Annotated in this window: 12 protein-coding genes; 8 read left to right on the forward strand and 4 right to left on the reverse strand. The window is 65.8% G+C overall.

Features of this window, described 5'->3' with window-relative positions:
* The first annotated feature begins 69 nt into the window (after positions 1–69).
* From C475_RS13015 to thsA, 7 genes are all read left to right on the forward strand, one after another.
* Positions 70–1,044 carry an AAA family ATPase gene (locus C475_RS13015; RefSeq protein ID WP_049930563.1) on the forward strand — a complete coding sequence of 325 codons (975 nt, stop codon included), beginning with the start codon at positions 70–72 and terminating at the stop codon, positions 1,042–1,044.
* A 21-nt stretch (positions 1,045–1,065) separates the two neighbouring features.
* The gene (locus tag C475_RS13020) at positions 1,066–1,788 is read left to right on the forward strand and encodes a YIP1 family protein (RefSeq protein WP_006884307.1); all 723 of its coding nucleotides are present in this window, start codon (positions 1,066–1,068) and stop codon (positions 1,786–1,788) included.
* Between the two features lie 38 nt (positions 1,789–1,826).
* Positions 1,827–2,849 carry an ABC transporter permease gene (locus tag C475_RS13025; RefSeq protein ID WP_006884308.1) on the forward strand — a complete coding sequence of 341 codons (1,023 nt, stop codon included), beginning with the start codon at positions 1,827–1,829 and terminating at the stop codon, positions 2,847–2,849.
* Positions 2,850–2,851: 2 nt separating this feature from the next.
* Positions 2,852–3,877, forward strand: coding sequence for an ABC transporter permease (locus tag C475_RS13030; RefSeq protein ID WP_006884309.1), 1,026 nt, complete (start codon positions 2,852–2,854; stop codon positions 3,875–3,877).
* A 42-nt stretch (positions 3,878–3,919) separates the two neighbouring features.
* Positions 3,920–5,059, forward strand: coding sequence for an ABC transporter ATP-binding protein (locus C475_RS13035; protein WP_006884310.1), 1,140 nt, complete (start codon positions 3,920–3,922; stop codon positions 5,057–5,059).
* Positions 5,060–5,062: 3 nt separating this feature from the next.
* Entirely contained in the window at positions 5,063–6,253 is a 1,191-nt protein-coding gene (locus C475_RS13040) for an oligopeptide/dipeptide ABC transporter ATP-binding protein (RefSeq protein WP_006884311.1), read from the forward strand.
* 109 nt (positions 6,254–6,362) lie between these two features.
* A complete protein-coding gene (gene thsA / locus C475_RS13045) occupies positions 6,363–8,045 on the forward strand; it encodes a thermosome subunit alpha (RefSeq protein ID WP_006884312.1) in 1,683 nt (560 codons plus the stop codon).
* A gap of 346 nt (positions 8,046–8,391) precedes the next feature.
* Here thsA and C475_RS13050 read toward each other — a convergent pair whose 3' ends face one another.
* Positions 8,392–9,153, reverse strand: a complete 762-nt coding sequence (locus C475_RS13050) for an IclR family transcriptional regulator (RefSeq protein WP_006884313.1) — start codon at positions 9,151–9,153, stop codon at positions 8,392–8,394.
* A gap of 336 nt (positions 9,154–9,489) precedes the next feature.
* Entirely contained in the window at positions 9,490–10,728 is a 1,239-nt protein-coding gene (locus tag C475_RS13055; protein WP_006884314.1) for a mandelate racemase/muconate lactonizing enzyme family protein, read from the reverse strand.
* Between the two features lie 156 nt (positions 10,729–10,884).
* Here C475_RS13055 and xacF point away from each other — a divergent pair, with 156 nt between their 5' ends.
* A complete protein-coding gene (gene xacF / locus C475_RS13060; RefSeq protein WP_006884315.1) occupies positions 10,885–12,336 on the forward strand; it encodes a 2,5-dioxovalerate dehydrogenase in 1,452 nt (483 codons plus the stop codon).
* A gap of 612 nt (positions 12,337–12,948) precedes the next feature.
* Here xacF and C475_RS13065 read toward each other — a convergent pair.
* Together C475_RS13065 and C475_RS13070 are read right to left on the reverse strand one after the other, a co-directional pair.
* Positions 12,949–13,974 carry a tyrosine-type recombinase/integrase gene (locus tag C475_RS13065; protein WP_006884316.1) on the reverse strand — a complete coding sequence of 342 codons (1,026 nt, stop codon included), beginning with the start codon at positions 13,972–13,974 and terminating at the stop codon, positions 12,949–12,951.
* Positions 13,967–14,398: a DUF5805 domain-containing protein gene (locus C475_RS13070; RefSeq protein WP_006884317.1), complete on the reverse strand. Its 432-nt coding sequence runs from the start codon at positions 14,396–14,398 to the stop codon at positions 13,967–13,969. Before C475_RS13070 ends, C475_RS13065 begins: the two co-directional genes overlap by 8 nt.
* Positions 14,399–14,920 lie beyond the last annotated feature (522 nt).

Below are 14,920 nucleotides of genomic sequence, written 5' to 3' on the forward strand. Positions count from 1 at the left end.
TCAGCATTTCATCACGGAAAACCGTCCCACACCGTCAGGGTTAAGAGGCATAGCACGGGCTATCTTACCATGGCACAGAGCGACCTATCCATTCAGGAGGCCAGTGACCAGTTGGACGCAGTGGTCGACGAGATCCAGTCGTCGGTCATTATCGAGGAGGAGTTCCTCGAGACCGTGCTCGTGGGACTGCTCTCGAAGGGCCACGTCCTGCTCGAGGACGTGCCCGGGACGGGCAAGACGCTGACCGCGAACAGTTTCGCGACGGCGCTGGGCCTGTCGTTCTCCCGTATCCAGTTCACGCCGGACCTGCTGCCCAACGACGTGACAGGGACCTACATCTACAACGAGCAGGAGGGCGAGTTCGAGTTCAACAAGGGGCCGATCTTCGCCAACATCGTCCTCGCAGACGAGATCAACCGCGCGCCGCCGAAGACCCAGGCCGCGCTGCTGGAGGCGATGGGCGAGGGGCAGGTCACCACCGAGGGTGACACCCGCCAGCTGCCCGAGCCCTTCTTCGTCATCGCGACGCAGAACCCCGTCGAGCAGGAAGGTACCTTCCCGCTGCCCGAAGCGCAGATCGACCGTTTCAACGTCAAGTCCTCGATCGGCTACCCCGACGTGGACGGCGAGGTCGAACTGCTCCGCCGCCGCAACGACCGCACGTCGACGACGCCGTCGGTCGGCCAGGTGCTCGACCACGACTCCGTGATGAACCTGCAGGCGGTCCCGGACACCGTCACCGTCACCGAGGACATGCTGGAGTACATCGCCGCGGTCTCGCGGGCCACCCGCGACGACCACCGCGTCGAGACCGGGATGAGCCCGCGCGGGACCCAGCGCCTCTACGAGACCGCCCGCGCACAGGCGGTCATCGAGGGCCGCAACTACGTCACGCCCGACGACGTCAAGACGGTCTCCCAGCCGGTCATCGCCCACCGTCTCGGGCTGACGGCCGAGTCGCAGGTCAACGACGTGGACAAGTCGGAGATCGTCGACGAAGTGCTCGAAGAGATCCCCGTCCCGACCATCGAGGCCCCCGCGTAACGACCGACTGGAGGATACATCATGGGTGTTTCAAACGCAGTTCGGAATCCGGGCTCGTACATCAGCAGAACGCTGGGTCTGTACCGTACGCTGCTGACCGACCCGGAGCGGTTCTACGACGAGTACATCGGGAGTCGCCGCGTCAAATCGGAGTTCGCGCTCGTGCTGGTCGTCGGCCTGGTCGGTCTCGTGGGCAACTACCTCATGCTCGACACGCTGACCTTCGAGTTCGAGGCCTTCGAATCGGTCGTCATCAACGACCAGGTCCGCTTCCAGCTCCAGCAGCGAGTCATCGAGCCGCTGCTGGGCGCGTTCCTGCTGTGGGTCTGGTTCGGGGTCGGGATGTACTACGTCGCCTGGCTCTACACGACGATCGGCACGACTTACGTGACGATGAAGCGGACCGCGTGGGCGCTGTTCCCGCTCCTGATCGGGAACGTCATCCACACCGCGGCGATGGCCTACGCGTCGACGACGCTCGACGTCACCGAGGAGGACATCACGATCTCGACGAGTCTCGCCGACGAGGTGTCGTCGTTCGTCTGGTCCCAGGCCAGCGGTGAGACGGTCGTCCTCGCGGCGACGGCCGTCGGGATCGTCTTCGCGCTGTGGACCGGCTACATCGGCGCCTACGCGATCAAGGACGTGCGGGATCTGACCACGAGCGAGGCGTACAAGGTCGCAGCCGTCCCGACCGTCGGGTACGTCCTCTACATCGTCTACAGCGTATTCACTGCGCTCTGACAGAAGTATTAAGAAGTTGTGACACTCCAACACACAGTATGAACTATTACATACGCCGATTCGCGCAAGCGATCGTGACGTTCGTCGTGGGGATGTTCATCACGTTCGCACTGTACAGACTCGTTCCGGGTGGGCCGGTCGAGGCGATCATCGCCGACCGGGTCCAGACGATGCAACAGCGGGGTCAGCCCGTCGACACACAGGAAGTGGCCCAGATGGCCGAACAGCTGACGGGGATCAACCCCGACACGCCGATCCCGATCGCCTTCTACGAGTGGCTCCGGGACATCATCCTCTACCAGGACTTCGGTGAGTCGATCCTGTTCCAGGACCCCGTCTTCGACATCCTCTTTCGGGGGATGCCGTGGTCGATCTTCCTGAGCGTCTACGGACTGCTGCTGGGCTTCACGGCGACCATCGCGGTGGGCGTGTTCATGGCCTGGCACGAGGGAACCAAGATCGACTCCGGGCTGACGGTGTTCGTGCTCGTCATGCGGTCGATCCCCTACTACGTGGCCGCGATCCTGATGCTGTCGGTGCTCGCGTTCCAGTGGGGGCTGTTCCCGACCGGCGGCCGCGCGCCGCCGGCGGCGACGCCCGGCTTCAACATCGAGTACATGGTCGGGATCGCCAGACACGCGGCGCTCCCCATCCTCTCGCAGTTCATCGTCGGCTTCGCCGGCGGGGCGATCGGGATGCGGGCGCTGTCCGTGCGAGTCATCGGGGAGGACTACCTGCGCTCGGCGCGTCTGCGCGGTCTCGGCACGAATCGCATCCTGACGCGGTACCTGACCCGTAACTCCATCCTCCCGATCTACACCGGATTCATGCTCGGCATCGCGGGGATGTTCAGTTCGAGCGTCATCACCGAAGTCATCTTCCAGTACCACGGCGTCGGCTGGTTCATGCTGGAGGCGGCGGTCAGTCAGGACTACCCGCTCGTGATGGCCGCGTTCGTCTTCTTCTCGACCATCACGGTGACGGCGATCATGATCGCCGACTTCACCTACGGCCTCATCGACCCGCGGGCCGGAACCGGTGCGTCCAGGGAGAGCTTCTAACGATGTCCAATAACGAACCACGGAGCGACGGGGGCGTCACGCAGGAAAGCATCTTCGGCACCGACGACGACACCGAGCGGCGACGGACGCCGCCGGCCGAGCGGGCCCGTCGCGCCTTCGACTTCTATATCGCGACCCCGTTCCGGGTCGCGTGGTCGGACTGGCGGACGCGCATCGGGGGCGTGGGCGTGCTGTTTTACCTCCTGATGGGGACGCTGGGCGTCTGGCTGGTTCCGCCGCCACAGATCAACGAGGGGCCGTACTACCTCCAGCCGTTCGTCGACTGGTCGATGCCCCTGGGGACTGACAACCTCGGCCGGGGCGTGTTCAAGACGCTCGTCCACTCGACGCCGGCGATGATGAAGATGGCGCTGGCCGGGATCGTCTTCTCGATCGGTATCGCGGTGCTCGTCGGGATGATCGCGGGCTACAAGGGCGGCGTCGTCGACACGATCCTGATGACGATCGCCGACGTGTTCATCACGCTGCCGGGGCTCCCGCTGATCATCGTCCTCGCGGCGATCTTCTCGCCCCAGGACCCCTTCATCGTCGGGACCATCATCGCGATCGACCAGTGGCCGGGACTGGCCCGGATGCTGCGCTCGCAGGTACTGTCGTTGCGCGAGGAGGACTTCGTCGAGGCGGCCCGGTCGATCGGGCTCTCGACGCCGACTATCGTCGGCCAAGAGCTCGTCCCGAAGGTCGCGCCGTTCGTGCTCGTCTCGGCGGCGAGCGCCGCGGTCGCGGTCATCTTCCAGTCAGTCGCGCTGTACTTCATCGGCGTGCTCCCGTTCAACTCGTTCAACTGGGGCGTGATGATGCAGCTGGCCTACGAGCAGGGGAACGCGATCTCGGCGCCGGGCCGCGCGGGCCACTGGATGCTGTTCCCGCTGCTGGCCATCTCGGGCGTGAGCTTCTCGCTGATCCTCTTCTCGCAGGGGCTCGACCGAGTGTTCAACCCGCGGCTGCTGGCGCGCCACTCCGAGACGATCCCAGAGGACGAACAGGACGGAGCGGGTGACCTGTGATGACCGCTCGCGAACCGACTCGACGACCGGAGGGACGCTGACATGGCAATCGGACAACCGAATCAATCGACCGAGGAAGAGGCGACGGAGGGCGAGGACCCGGACGACGACATCGTCATGAGCGTGGAGGACGCCCGAGTGCAGTTCGGGATGTCCCGCGGGCAGGCGTGGGTGCTCAACGACGTGAGCCTGGACGTCCGGCGGGAGGAGATCCTCGCCGTCGTCGGCGAGAGCGGCTCGGGCAAGTCGATGTTCGCCGCCGCGCTGATGGACGCCGTCGAGGACCCGGGCCACCTCTCGGGCGACGTGACCTACTACCCGAGAGAAGACGAGACCGACGACGCTCCGAGCGCCGACCAGATCGGCTCGTACGACACCGTCGGGGACGACTCCGTCGACGTGCTCGGGATGACCGAGGGCGAACTCAGCAACTTCCGCTGGGAGGAGGTGTCGATGGTGTTCCAGGGGGCGATGAACTCGTTCAACCCCACGATGAAGATCAAGGGCCACTTCCACGAGACCATCCAGGCCCACAACGCCGTCCTCGACGAGCGGATGGACCACGTCCGGGACCTGTTCGAGGCGCTGCACCTCGACCCCGACCGGGTGATGAACTCCTACCCGCACGAGCTCTCGGGCGGGATGAAACAGCGCGCGCTCATCGCGCTCGCGCTGGTGCTCGAACCGGAGGTGCTCGTGATGGACGAGCCGACCGCGGCGCTCGACCTGCTCATGCAGCGGTCGATCATCTCGATGCTGCGGGAGCTGCGCGACGAGTTCGAACTGACGATCGTCTTCATCACCCACGACCTGCCGCTGGTCGCCGGGCTGTCGGACCGCATCGGCGTGATGTACTCCTTCGAGTTCATCGAAGTGGGCGACACGCGCTCCCTTCTGAAGGACGCGGCCCACCCCTACACCCGATCGCTGTTGCGTTCGGTGCCGAGCATCGACTCGGACATCGACGAGATGGAGCCCATCGAGGGCGCGCGCCCGGACCCGGTGAACATCCCGACAGGGTGTTCGTTCCACCCGCGGTGTCCGGTCGCCGACGACCGCTGTGAGATCGAGGACCCCGACCTCGTGACCGTCGACGAGGACCACGAGGCGGCGTGTTTCTACTCGGACCAGGCCCGCAACGAGCTGAAGTACAGCCTCGACCACGGGACCACGGAGGACTAACCGATGAGTACAGACGAACCCACGGCCGACGACCTGACGGCCGACGACGCGGCCGTCGACGAGACGACTACCGACGTACCGGACGACGAACCGATCCTGTCGCTCGACGACGTGAACGTCCACTACACGCCCGGTGGGATCGTCAAGCGGGCGCTGACCGACAAGAAGGTCCGCGCGGTCGACGGCGTCAGCTTCGACCTCTACGACAACGACATCGTCGTGCTGGTCGGCGAGTCGGGCTGTGGCAAGACCACGCTCGGCAAGACCGCGATCGGCCTCGAACAGCCGACCAGCGGGTCGATCTCCTACCGCGGGCAGGATATCTGGGACGCCAAGAATAACCCCCGCGACGCCGACATCGAGTTCACCGAGATCCGGCGTTCGATGCAGATCATCCACCAGGACCCCGCCAACGCCCTGAACTCCTCGCGGCGCGTCAAGGCGATCCTCTCGGACCCGCTCAAGAAGTACCGGACCGAGCTGGGTCCCAAGGAGCGCGAGGACACCATCTACCGCTTCCTGGAGTTCGTGGACATGATGCCGCCCGAGGACTACGCCGAGCGCTATCCCCACCAGCTGTCGGGCGGGGAGAAACAGCGCGTCGCGCTCGGGCGCGCCCTGTTGATGAACCCGGACGTGATCCTGGCCGACGAGGCCATCTCGGCGCTGGACGTGAGCCTGCGCGTCGGGATGATGGACCTCATCCTCGACCTGCAGGAGACGTTCGACACCTCCTACGTCTTCATCAGCCACGACCTGGCGAACGCCCGGTACCTCGCCAAGCGCGCCGGCGGGCGGATCGCGATCATGTACCTCGGCGAAATCGTCGAGATCGGACCGCCCGAGGAGATCCTCCAGAACCCGACCCATCCCTACACCAAGGTGTTGAAGTGGTCGACGCCGACGGTCGACCCGGACCTGGCGAAACAGCGGATCCAGGAGGACCCGCCGGTCCGCGAGGTGGACGTGCCGGACCCCGAGGACCCGCCCTCGGGCTGCAAGTTCCACACCCGCTGCCCGGAGGCCCGCGAGGTCTGTACGCAGGAAGAACCCGAGCGGTTCGACACTGCCGGCGAGAGCGACGCCGCCTGCTTCCGCGCCCTGGAGACCCACGAGTACTGGAACAGCGCGGAACTGGCCGACGCCGACCAGGACGAGTACGACGCCCAGAACTCCTCGACGTTCAGCGACTGAGTCGGACGTTCGCTTTTTTCGGCGGTTCGCCGTCGACCGTCGCCGCGCTCGCACGGAAAGCAAATCTTATTTCCGCCAGACGCGGTTGTGCGTACACATGGCACGACAGATGGCCGACGGACCGATGGTGGTCCTCTCCGACGAAAGCCAGCGCACGTCGGGCGAGGACGCCCGGTCGATGAACCTCGAGGCAGGGCGTGCAGTCGCGGAGACGATCCGAACGACCCTCGGCCCCCGAGGGATGGACAAGATGCTCGTCGACCAGGGCGGCAACGTCGTCATCACGAACGACGGCGTGACACTCCTGGAGGAGATGGACGTCGACCATCCCGCTGCGGACATGATCGTCGACGTCGCGACGACCCAGGAGGAGGAGGTCGGCGACGGTACTACCTCCGCCGTCATCCTCGCCGGCGCCCTGCTCGCGAACGCGGAGGAACTGCTCGAACAGGACATCCACCCGACCTCGATCGTCGCGGGCTACCGCCACGCGGCCGAGACGGTCACCGAGGTGTTCGAGGACATCGCGACCGAGGTCGACCCCGACGACACCGAGGTACTCGAACAGGTCGCCGGCACCGCGATGACCGGAAAGGGCGCCGAGACCGCCAAGGACCTGCTCTCGTCGATGGTCGTCAGCGCCGTGCGAGCGGCCGTCCGCGAGGACGGCACCGTCGACCAGGACGCCGTCGACGTGCGCCAGTTCTACGGCGCCTCGATCGACGACTCCGAGTTCGTCGACGGCATCCTCTTCGACATCGAACCGGTCCACCAGAACATGAGCCGCAACCTCGAGGACGCGAACGTCCTCGTCTACGAGGGCGACATCGAGGTCTCCGAGAGCGAGGTCGGCGCGGAAGCGTCGGTCGGCGACATGACCGACCTGCAGGGCTTCGTCGAGCGCGAGCAGTCCGAGCTGGCCGACAAGGTCGACAAGATCGTCGAGGCGGGCGCCGACGTGGTCCTCGCCGACGGCGGCATCGACGAGTACGCCGCCGAGCTGCTCGTCGAGAACGGCATCACGGCCTTCCGCCGCGTCGACGACGACAAGCGCCAGCGCGTCGCGGCCGCGACGGGCGCCGAGCGCGTCGGCGACCTGAAGCTGCTCACCTCCGAGCATCTCGGCCACGCCGGCAGCGTCCACGAGCGGGTCATCCGCGACGTGACCGTCCGCCGGCAGGCCGACCACGAGTCGACGGTCGTCTTCGGTGACCTCCCCGAGGAGGGCGTCGGCACGATCCTCCTGCGCGGCGGCACCGAGCACGTCCTCGACGAGGTCGAGCGGGCCGTCGTCGACAGTATCGGCGTCGTCTCCGCCGCCATCGAGGACGGCAACGTCCTGCCGGGCGGCGGCGCCCCGGAGATCGAGGCGTCGCTCGCGCTCCGCGAGGAGGCCGACTCCGTCGAGGGCCGCGAGCAGCTGGCCGTCGAGGCCTTCGCCGAGGCCTTCGAGGACGGACCGCGCACCCTCGCCGAGAACGCCGGTCACGACGCCATCGACGCGCTGGTCGACATGACCGCGCGCCACGACGCGGGCGACGTGAACGTCGGCATCGACGCCGACACGGGCGAACTCGTCGAGATGTTCGAGGACGGCGTCGTCGAGCCGCTGCGCGTGAAGACCACGGCCGTCAACTCCGCGGTCGACGCCTCAACGATGATCCTCCGCATCGACGACGTTGTCTCCGCCGGGGACCTCTCGGTCGGTGGCGAGGACGAAGAGGAAGGCGGTGCGGGCGGCCCGCCCGGCGGCATGGGCGGGATGGGCGGCGGCATGGGCGGCATGATGTAAGACCATCTTTTTCGCGGGCGGGTTTCCTCGGCGCGCTCCGCGCGCCTGCGGGGAACCCACCCGCGAAAAACATGGGTGAAAAAGGCCGGTCACTGCGGTCGCTTCGCTCCCTTGTGACCGGTGAACCGCGCGCCTGCGGCGCGCGGACGTTCTCTTTCTATTCTCTGTCGTTCGCTGTGGCGAAGTATTCTCTTGGTTGCGGTCTCAGCATCCGGCGCCGCAGGCGCCGGTTCCCCGAACTCGCGCGGAGCGCGAGATCGGCCTTTTTCACCCATGTTTTTGCGTGCGGGGTTCCCACAGCGCGCCGTCGGCGCGCGAGGAAACCCCGCGCGGAAAAAGATGGGTTCTAGGAGTAGTTGTGTTCGAGTTCGACGACGTTTGCGGCGCCGAGGACGGCCTGTCGGAGGTCCTCGTAGAAGCGGTCATCGTCGACGCGGTGGACGGGGCAGGAGACGCTGATGGCGGCGATAGCGCGGTCGTCGTCGTCGGTGATGGGCGCGGCGACGCAGCGCAGGCCGTTGAGTCGTTCCTCCTCGTCGACGGCGTAGCCCTGCTCGCGGACCTCGGCGAGTTCCTCGAAGAAGGCGTCGGGGTCGGTGATGGTGTGTTCGGTCTCGGCGGGCATGCCGTGTTCGTCGAGGATCACCTCGACTTCGTCCTCGGGGCGAAACCCCAGGATGGCCTTGCCGAGGCCGGTGCAGTGGAGGTTGACGCGCTTGCCCTCGTAGGTGTCGAGTTCGACGGCGTTGTCGCCCTGGGCCTGGTAGAGGTAGATGCCCTGGCCGCTCTTCTCGACGAGGAGGTTGACGAGTTCGCCCGTCTCGTCGGCGAGCTTGTCGACCTCGGCGTGAGCGGCGTCGAAGATCTCGTTGCGCTTGCGAGCGTAGGCGCCCAGCCCCAGGAACGCGAGCCCGATGTGGTACTCCTCGCCCTCCTTGACGACGTACTCGCGGTTGGCGAGCGTGTTGAGGTGGTTGTGAACCGCGCTCTTGCCCACGTCGACCCGGTCGGCGACCTCCGAGACGCCCGCGCCGTCGAGCTCCTGGATGATCTCGACGATCTGTAAGGTCCTGTCGACCGTCGTGACCGGATGTTTCGGCTCGTCCATACTCGACGATTCGCGGCGTCGTACTTACTTGTTCTGTTCGGACGAACTCCGTTCTGTATCGTTCCGTTCGCTTCGTTCGCGAACGGGAAATGCGGCCGTTTCGCGGCGGCGGCGTTCGACCGAGTGAAACGCGCTCGTGTGCAGTCGCTCGAAGGCGCGAGCGCGTCGAGACGTAAAGCACGACTCGGCCGGCGTTCGGATCGGCCGGTAAATCGGACGCTGCGATTTCGGCGAAGCGTACGCTTCGTCGAACGAGTCGAATCGAAGATTCTCGGCTCGACGAGGCTTATGCCTCGTCGAACTCCGCTGAGCTTGGCTCAGCGTGCTCGCCGAAGCTTACGCTTCGTCGAACAGGGTCTCGCCTTCGACCATGTTCGCCTCGACGGTGTCGAAGTCGAAGGTCAGGCCGAGGCCGGGCTCTTCGGGGATCTCCATGCGGCCCTCCTCGATGAGGTTGTCCTCTTCGACCAGGTCCTCCCACCAGCCGAGCTCGTAGGAGTGGTACTCGACGGCGAGGGAGTTCGGGATGGCGGCCGCGAGCTGCGCAGAGGCCATCGTCCCGATGGGCGAGGAGACGTTGTGCATGGCGACGGGGATGTAGTACATGTCGGCCATGGCTGCGATCTTGCGACCCTCGCGCATGCCGCCGACGCGCGGGATGTCGGGGGCGATGATGTCGATAGCCTCGTTCTCGATGAGGTCGCGGTTGCCGTGGGTGCGGTAGACGTTCTCGCCGGTCGCGGTCGGCGTGGCGGTCGACTGCGTGACCTCGCGCTGGGCGTCGTGGTTCTCGGGCGGAACGACGTCCTCGAGCCACCAGACGTCGTACTCTTCGAGGCGCTTGGCGAGGCGCTTGGCGCTGCCGGTGGCGTACGACCAGTGGCAGTCGAAGGCCACGTCGGCGCGGTCGCCGACGGCTTCCGTGGTCGCCTCGACGATCTCGGCCTTGTGCTCGATCTCGCCCGGGCGGAGGTGGCGGTTGGCGCGGTCCTTCTCGTGACCGGAGGGCACGTCGAGGTCGAACTTGATGGCGTCGTAGCCCAGGTCGGAGACGACGCGGTCGGCCTCCTCGGCGCAGGCCTGCGGGTCGGCCTCGTCCTCGGTGTGGAGGTCGCAGTAGATGCGAGCCTCGTCGCGGTACTTGCCGCCGAGCAGCTGGTAGGCCGGCAGGTCGGTGAGCTTGCCCGCCACGTCGTGCAGCGCGATCTCGACGCCGGAGATGGCGGAGATGACCTTCCCGGAGATAGAGCCCTCGCCCGACATCTTCTGGATCATGTGCTCGTAGAGGCGGTCGATGTCGAGGGGGTTCTCGCCGATGAGGAACGGCTTCATCCGCTCGATGATGGCGGTGTCGCCGCCGCCCCAGTAACACTCACCGTTGCCGACCGGGCCGGCGTCGGTGTAGACGCGCACGAGGATCCACGGGTAGTTGCCGTCGACCATGGTGGTCTGTACGTCGGTGATCTCGGCGTCGCGTGTGCCGCCGCGCTCGTTCTCGACGCCCATCGTCTCGGCGGAGAGGTCCCGCATCGTGTATTCAGCGTTCGGATCGCTGATCTTGTCGAAGTCGACCATGACGAGTATAGGTCCAGACGTAACTCGCTTAAAGTTTCCCACATCCGCCCGGGACCGGTCACGCCGGTCGTTCGGGCGACCGAGCCGATCGAGATAGTGGCAGGCCGTGTCCTGTATGGAAACTCGTAAGTGGGCGCCAGCCGACCGTTAGCGTGCATGACAGACACGACCGACCTATACATCGACGGCGAGTGGGTCCCGGCCGAGGACGGGTCCACCTTCGCGGTCGAGAATCCCGCCGACACGACCGAGACGGTCAACGAGTACGCGAAGGGGTCCACCGAGGACGCCGAGAAGGCCATCGCCGCGGCCAGCGAGGCCCAGGGCGAGTGGGAAGCGATGCCCGCGCCCGACCGCGGCGCCATCCTCCGCGAGACCGGTCAGATCCTCGAAGAGCGGAAGGAAGAGCTGACCGAACTGCTGAGCCGCGAAGAGGGCAAGACGCTCTCGGAGTCCGGCGGTGAGGTCCAGCGCGCCATCGATATCTTCTACTACTACGCCTCGAAGGCGGCCGACAACGCCGGCAAGCGCAAGGGCCCGAGCGGCGGTCGCACCTCCGTCTACACGAAGCGCGAGCCGCTGGGGGTCGCCGGTCTCATCACGCCGTGGAACTACCCCATCGCCATCCCGGCCTGGAAGATCGCGCCGGCCCTGGCGACGGGCAACTCCATCGTCATCAAGCCCGCCTCCGCGGCGCCCGGCCCGGCCGGCGGTATCGTCCGCGCGCTCGAAGACGCGGGCCTGCCCGACGGCGTTATCAACTTCGTCCCCGGCTCCGGCAGCGACGTCGGCGCCGAGCTGACCTCCAACGACGGCATCGACGCCGTCTCCTTCACCGGGAGCTCCGAGGTCGGCCACCACGTCTACGACGCGGCCACCGACAACATGGCCCGTGCGCAGGCCGAGATGGGCGGCAAGAACCCCGCCATCATCACGGACAGCGCGGACGTCGAGGAAGCGGTCGACATCGTCGGCGCCGGCGCGTTCGGCGTGACCGGCCAGGCCTGTACCGCCTGTTCCCGCGCCATCGTCCACACGGACGTCTACGACGAGTTCGTCGAGGGCATCGTCGAGTACGCCGAGTCCATCGACATCGGTCCCGGTGTCGAGGACCCCGGCATGGGCCCCCACGTGACCCAGAGCGAACTCGAATCCACGCTCGAATACGTCGACGTGGCCGCAAACGAGGGCGCGACCCACGAGACCGGCGGCGAGCGTCTCGAGGGTGACGAGTACGACGACGGGTACTACGTGACTCCCGCCGTCTTCAGCGACGTCGAGCGCGACATGCGCATCTTCCAGGAGGAGGTCTTCGGTCCGGTCCTCGCCGTCACCGAGGTCGACGACTTCGAGGCGGCCATCGAGGCCAGCAACGACAGCGACTTCGGTCTGTCCTCCTCGGTCGTCACCGACGACCTGAACGAGGCACACGAGTTCATCGAGCGCACCGAAGCCGGTGTCGCGAAGGTCAACGAGAAGACGACCGGTCTCGAACTCCACGTGCCCTTCGGCGGCGTGAAGGACTCCTCGACCAACACCTACCGCGAGCAGGGCGACGCCGGTCTCGACTTCTTCACCGAGATCAAGACGGTCTACATGAACACGTAGACCCGCTCCCCGGCGTTCGCTTCGTAGCTGAGTGCGGACTTCTGTCCGGGATCGCCGGACTCTCTCTCTTTCCGTCGCCGTCATCGAAACGCCGATCCCCTCGTAGCCGCCCGATCACCCGACCACCGCCGATCCGGTTTCGAACCCGTTCTGTTCAGGTGAACGGAAACTCGACACTTCGGTGACCTAACGCGCCCGGCAGAGCGCGGACAGACCGGGTATCGTCGCTCAGGCCGAGACAATACACATCGTTACGAACGTCTTCGTAGGAGTAACCAGCGTTCGTCTAAACGGAACGGCAGTTCGAATCATCTGGGATGGACGGTCCGGACTAGCAGGCATGACAGTACTACGCGTGTAATTCCGATCGGACCGAGCGATCGGGTGTCGGCCTCACCGGGGCCAGGAAAGCCACGGGCCCGCAGTTCGAAACGGACCAGACACCGGTCTACGACCCCCGTTCGAGGCGCCGACGAGCGGCGGAACGCGCCCCGTCGATCGGCCATTTTCGTATAGCGACATACTATTTATTCGTTCGGCATCGGACGGTGACGGTGAAGGACACGTGACGAGATCAGTACGAGATAGAAAGATCGCGGGGGCGATGACGGCTCAGAGGAGCCGATAGATGTGGTCGGAGTACACTTCGCGGACGCGGTCGCCCCAGTCGTGGGTGTAGGTGTCGATGATGTCCTGAGCGACGTCGCCGCGGAGGTACTTGACGATACCGCGGTCGCCGGTGCGGTCGCGGAGATGTGTCGTGAAGAAGTGACGGAAGTAGTGGGGTGTGACGTTCTCTTCGGCGCCGCCACCGTCCCGGTACCAGCCCTGGTCGCGGGCGTGCGTCTCGACGATGTGGTGGACCATGTCCGGGGTGAGCCGCTTGCCCCACTCGTCGGTCGTGCTGACGAACAGCGGGTCGGCGCCGGACCGCGGGTCCGGTCGCACGGCCAGCCACTCCACGAGGACGGTGGCGAGTTCCTCGTCGACGGGAATCGTCGTCGCCCGCTTGCGCTTGTTCGAGGCGGTCCGCGGCTGTCCGTTGTACTCCTGGCCCGCGCTCGGTGCGTCGTCGACGTAGATGGAGTCGGGCTTGCCGTCGAGCTGTGGCCGATGCGACCACTCGAACGGGCTCTCCGACAGTGCCAGGTCCCGTCGGTCGAGGTTGCACAGTTCACCGGCTCGAACGCCCGTCTTCAGCAGCGTCACGATGATCGCTCTGTCCAGTGGATGGGTCACGTCGGCCACGAACGACCGCATCGCGGGGACGGTGATGTCGCGTCGCTCCGGGTCGACGTTGATCGACTCGTCGATCTCCTCCAGGACGAGCGCCATCGGGTTCTCCTCGAACGTCCCGACTTCGGTCATGTAGCCGTAGAAGCGGTGGAGATAGGAAGCGTACGTCGCGACGGTGCTCTCGCCGACCGACCCGCGGAGCTGGTGGATCCACGCCATGCAGTCCCGGTGGTTCGCTTCGTCGAGACCCAGCCCCCGTTCGGTCAGGTACGCTTCGAACTCTCTGAGGACGCGCTCGTAGGCGTCTCTCGTCCGCTGACTCTTGCCCTGGAACGTGATATCGTCGAGGAAGTACGCCACGGGGTCGTCGGTATCGGTCGCCCCGCGTTCGGCCCTACTCATCGATGGTGTACCCGCCGTTGCGGCCGCTGTAGGCGACTCGGCCGTCCGACTGAAGCGTCTGGAGTGCGTCCTCCAGTCCCGCTTCGATATCGTCGGTTACCGCTTCGAGTAGCTCGTCCCACGACAGGTAGTCGCCCGACCGCAACGCCTCGACGACCCTGTCTTCGAGGTCCGAACCCCCGGAGTCGGCGCTCGAAGACGCCCCTTCGGAATCTGTCTCCGACGGCGTCTCGGTTCCAGCGGGACCAGCGTTACCCGCCTCGTCACCGTCGAAGCCGCGACGGCCCGCCTGAACCATGGTTCGGACGAACTCGCTGCGGCTCATCCCGAGTTCGTCGGCGTGTTCGTCCCACTCCTCGCGCTGGTAGGCCGGGACGTACGTCCTGACTGCCGTCCGCGAGGTATCTACGTCACTCTCGCTCATTACCTGCTTACTTGCACCCGTCCACAATCAATCTACTCCCACACTCACGGATCAATTATCCACGGTTCTTCGACTGGACCGTCAATATCCCTCCGAAACGGCGGTGTCAGGGCGTCCTACTCTCGAACCACTCTATCGACGAGGCCAATCTACGAAAGCAGGACCGGCGTGACGGTCTAGCCGGGAAAGACGACACCGTCCGACCGCATCTCGCTTGCCTTTGCCTATATCGATATGTGATGTACAGCGTCTGACGACCTCTGGTTCGGGAGCCATTTCGGCCTGGCCCTCGCCCAGCACGATACGTTCTCGTCAATTTCGCCGACAGCAGTCGCGCCGTCTGGATGAGTTCATCCGGCGAGTGGTCCGAGCGACTCTCGGTGCCGGGGTTCTCCTCACGCCGTGAATCGCTACGGCGGCGGGTTCCGGTCGGCCCGGCCGAGACAGGATTCGTCCAAATGGTGAGTGGGCACCGTTCCGGCCCAGATCGACCGCACCTAGACCGACGATCGACGACCGAAC

This window comes from Halosimplex carlsbadense 2-9-1 (assembly GCF_000337455.1).
Taxonomy (GTDB): domain Archaea; phylum Halobacteriota; class Halobacteria; order Halobacteriales; family Haloarculaceae; genus Halosimplex; species Halosimplex carlsbadense.

Coding starts and splice junctions, on each gene's coding strand:
- C475_RS13055 (WP_006884314.1), bottom strand. CDS start 10,728: ATGGTCGACTTCGACAAGATCAGCGATCCGAACGCTGAATACACGATG.
- C475_RS13040 (WP_006884311.1), top strand. CDS start 5,063: ATGAGTACAGACGAACCCACGGCCGACGACCTGACGGCCGACGACGCG.
- C475_RS13065 (WP_006884316.1), bottom strand. CDS start 13,974: ATGAGTAGGGCCGAACGCGGGGCGACCGATACCGACGACCCCGTGGCG.
- C475_RS13030 (WP_006884309.1), top strand. CDS start 2,852: ATGTCCAATAACGAACCACGGAGCGACGGGGGCGTCACGCAGGAAAGC.
- C475_RS13035 (WP_006884310.1), top strand. CDS start 3,920: ATGGCAATCGGACAACCGAATCAATCGACCGAGGAAGAGGCGACGGAG.
- C475_RS13025 (WP_006884308.1), top strand. CDS start 1,827: ATGAACTATTACATACGCCGATTCGCGCAAGCGATCGTGACGTTCGTC.
- C475_RS13070 (WP_006884317.1), bottom strand. CDS start 14,398: ATGAGCGAGAGTGACGTAGATACCTCGCGGACGGCAGTCAGGACGTAC.
- thsA (WP_006884312.1), top strand. CDS start 6,363: ATGGCCGACGGACCGATGGTGGTCCTCTCCGACGAAAGCCAGCGCACG.
- C475_RS13015 (WP_049930563.1), top strand. CDS start 70: ATGGCACAGAGCGACCTATCCATTCAGGAGGCCAGTGACCAGTTGGAC.
- C475_RS13050 (WP_006884313.1), bottom strand. CDS start 9,153: ATGGACGAGCCGAAACATCCGGTCACGACGGTCGACAGGACCTTACAG.
- xacF (WP_006884315.1), top strand. CDS start 10,885: ATGACAGACACGACCGACCTATACATCGACGGCGAGTGGGTCCCGGCC.
- C475_RS13020 (WP_006884307.1), top strand. CDS start 1,066: ATGGGTGTTTCAAACGCAGTTCGGAATCCGGGCTCGTACATCAGCAGA.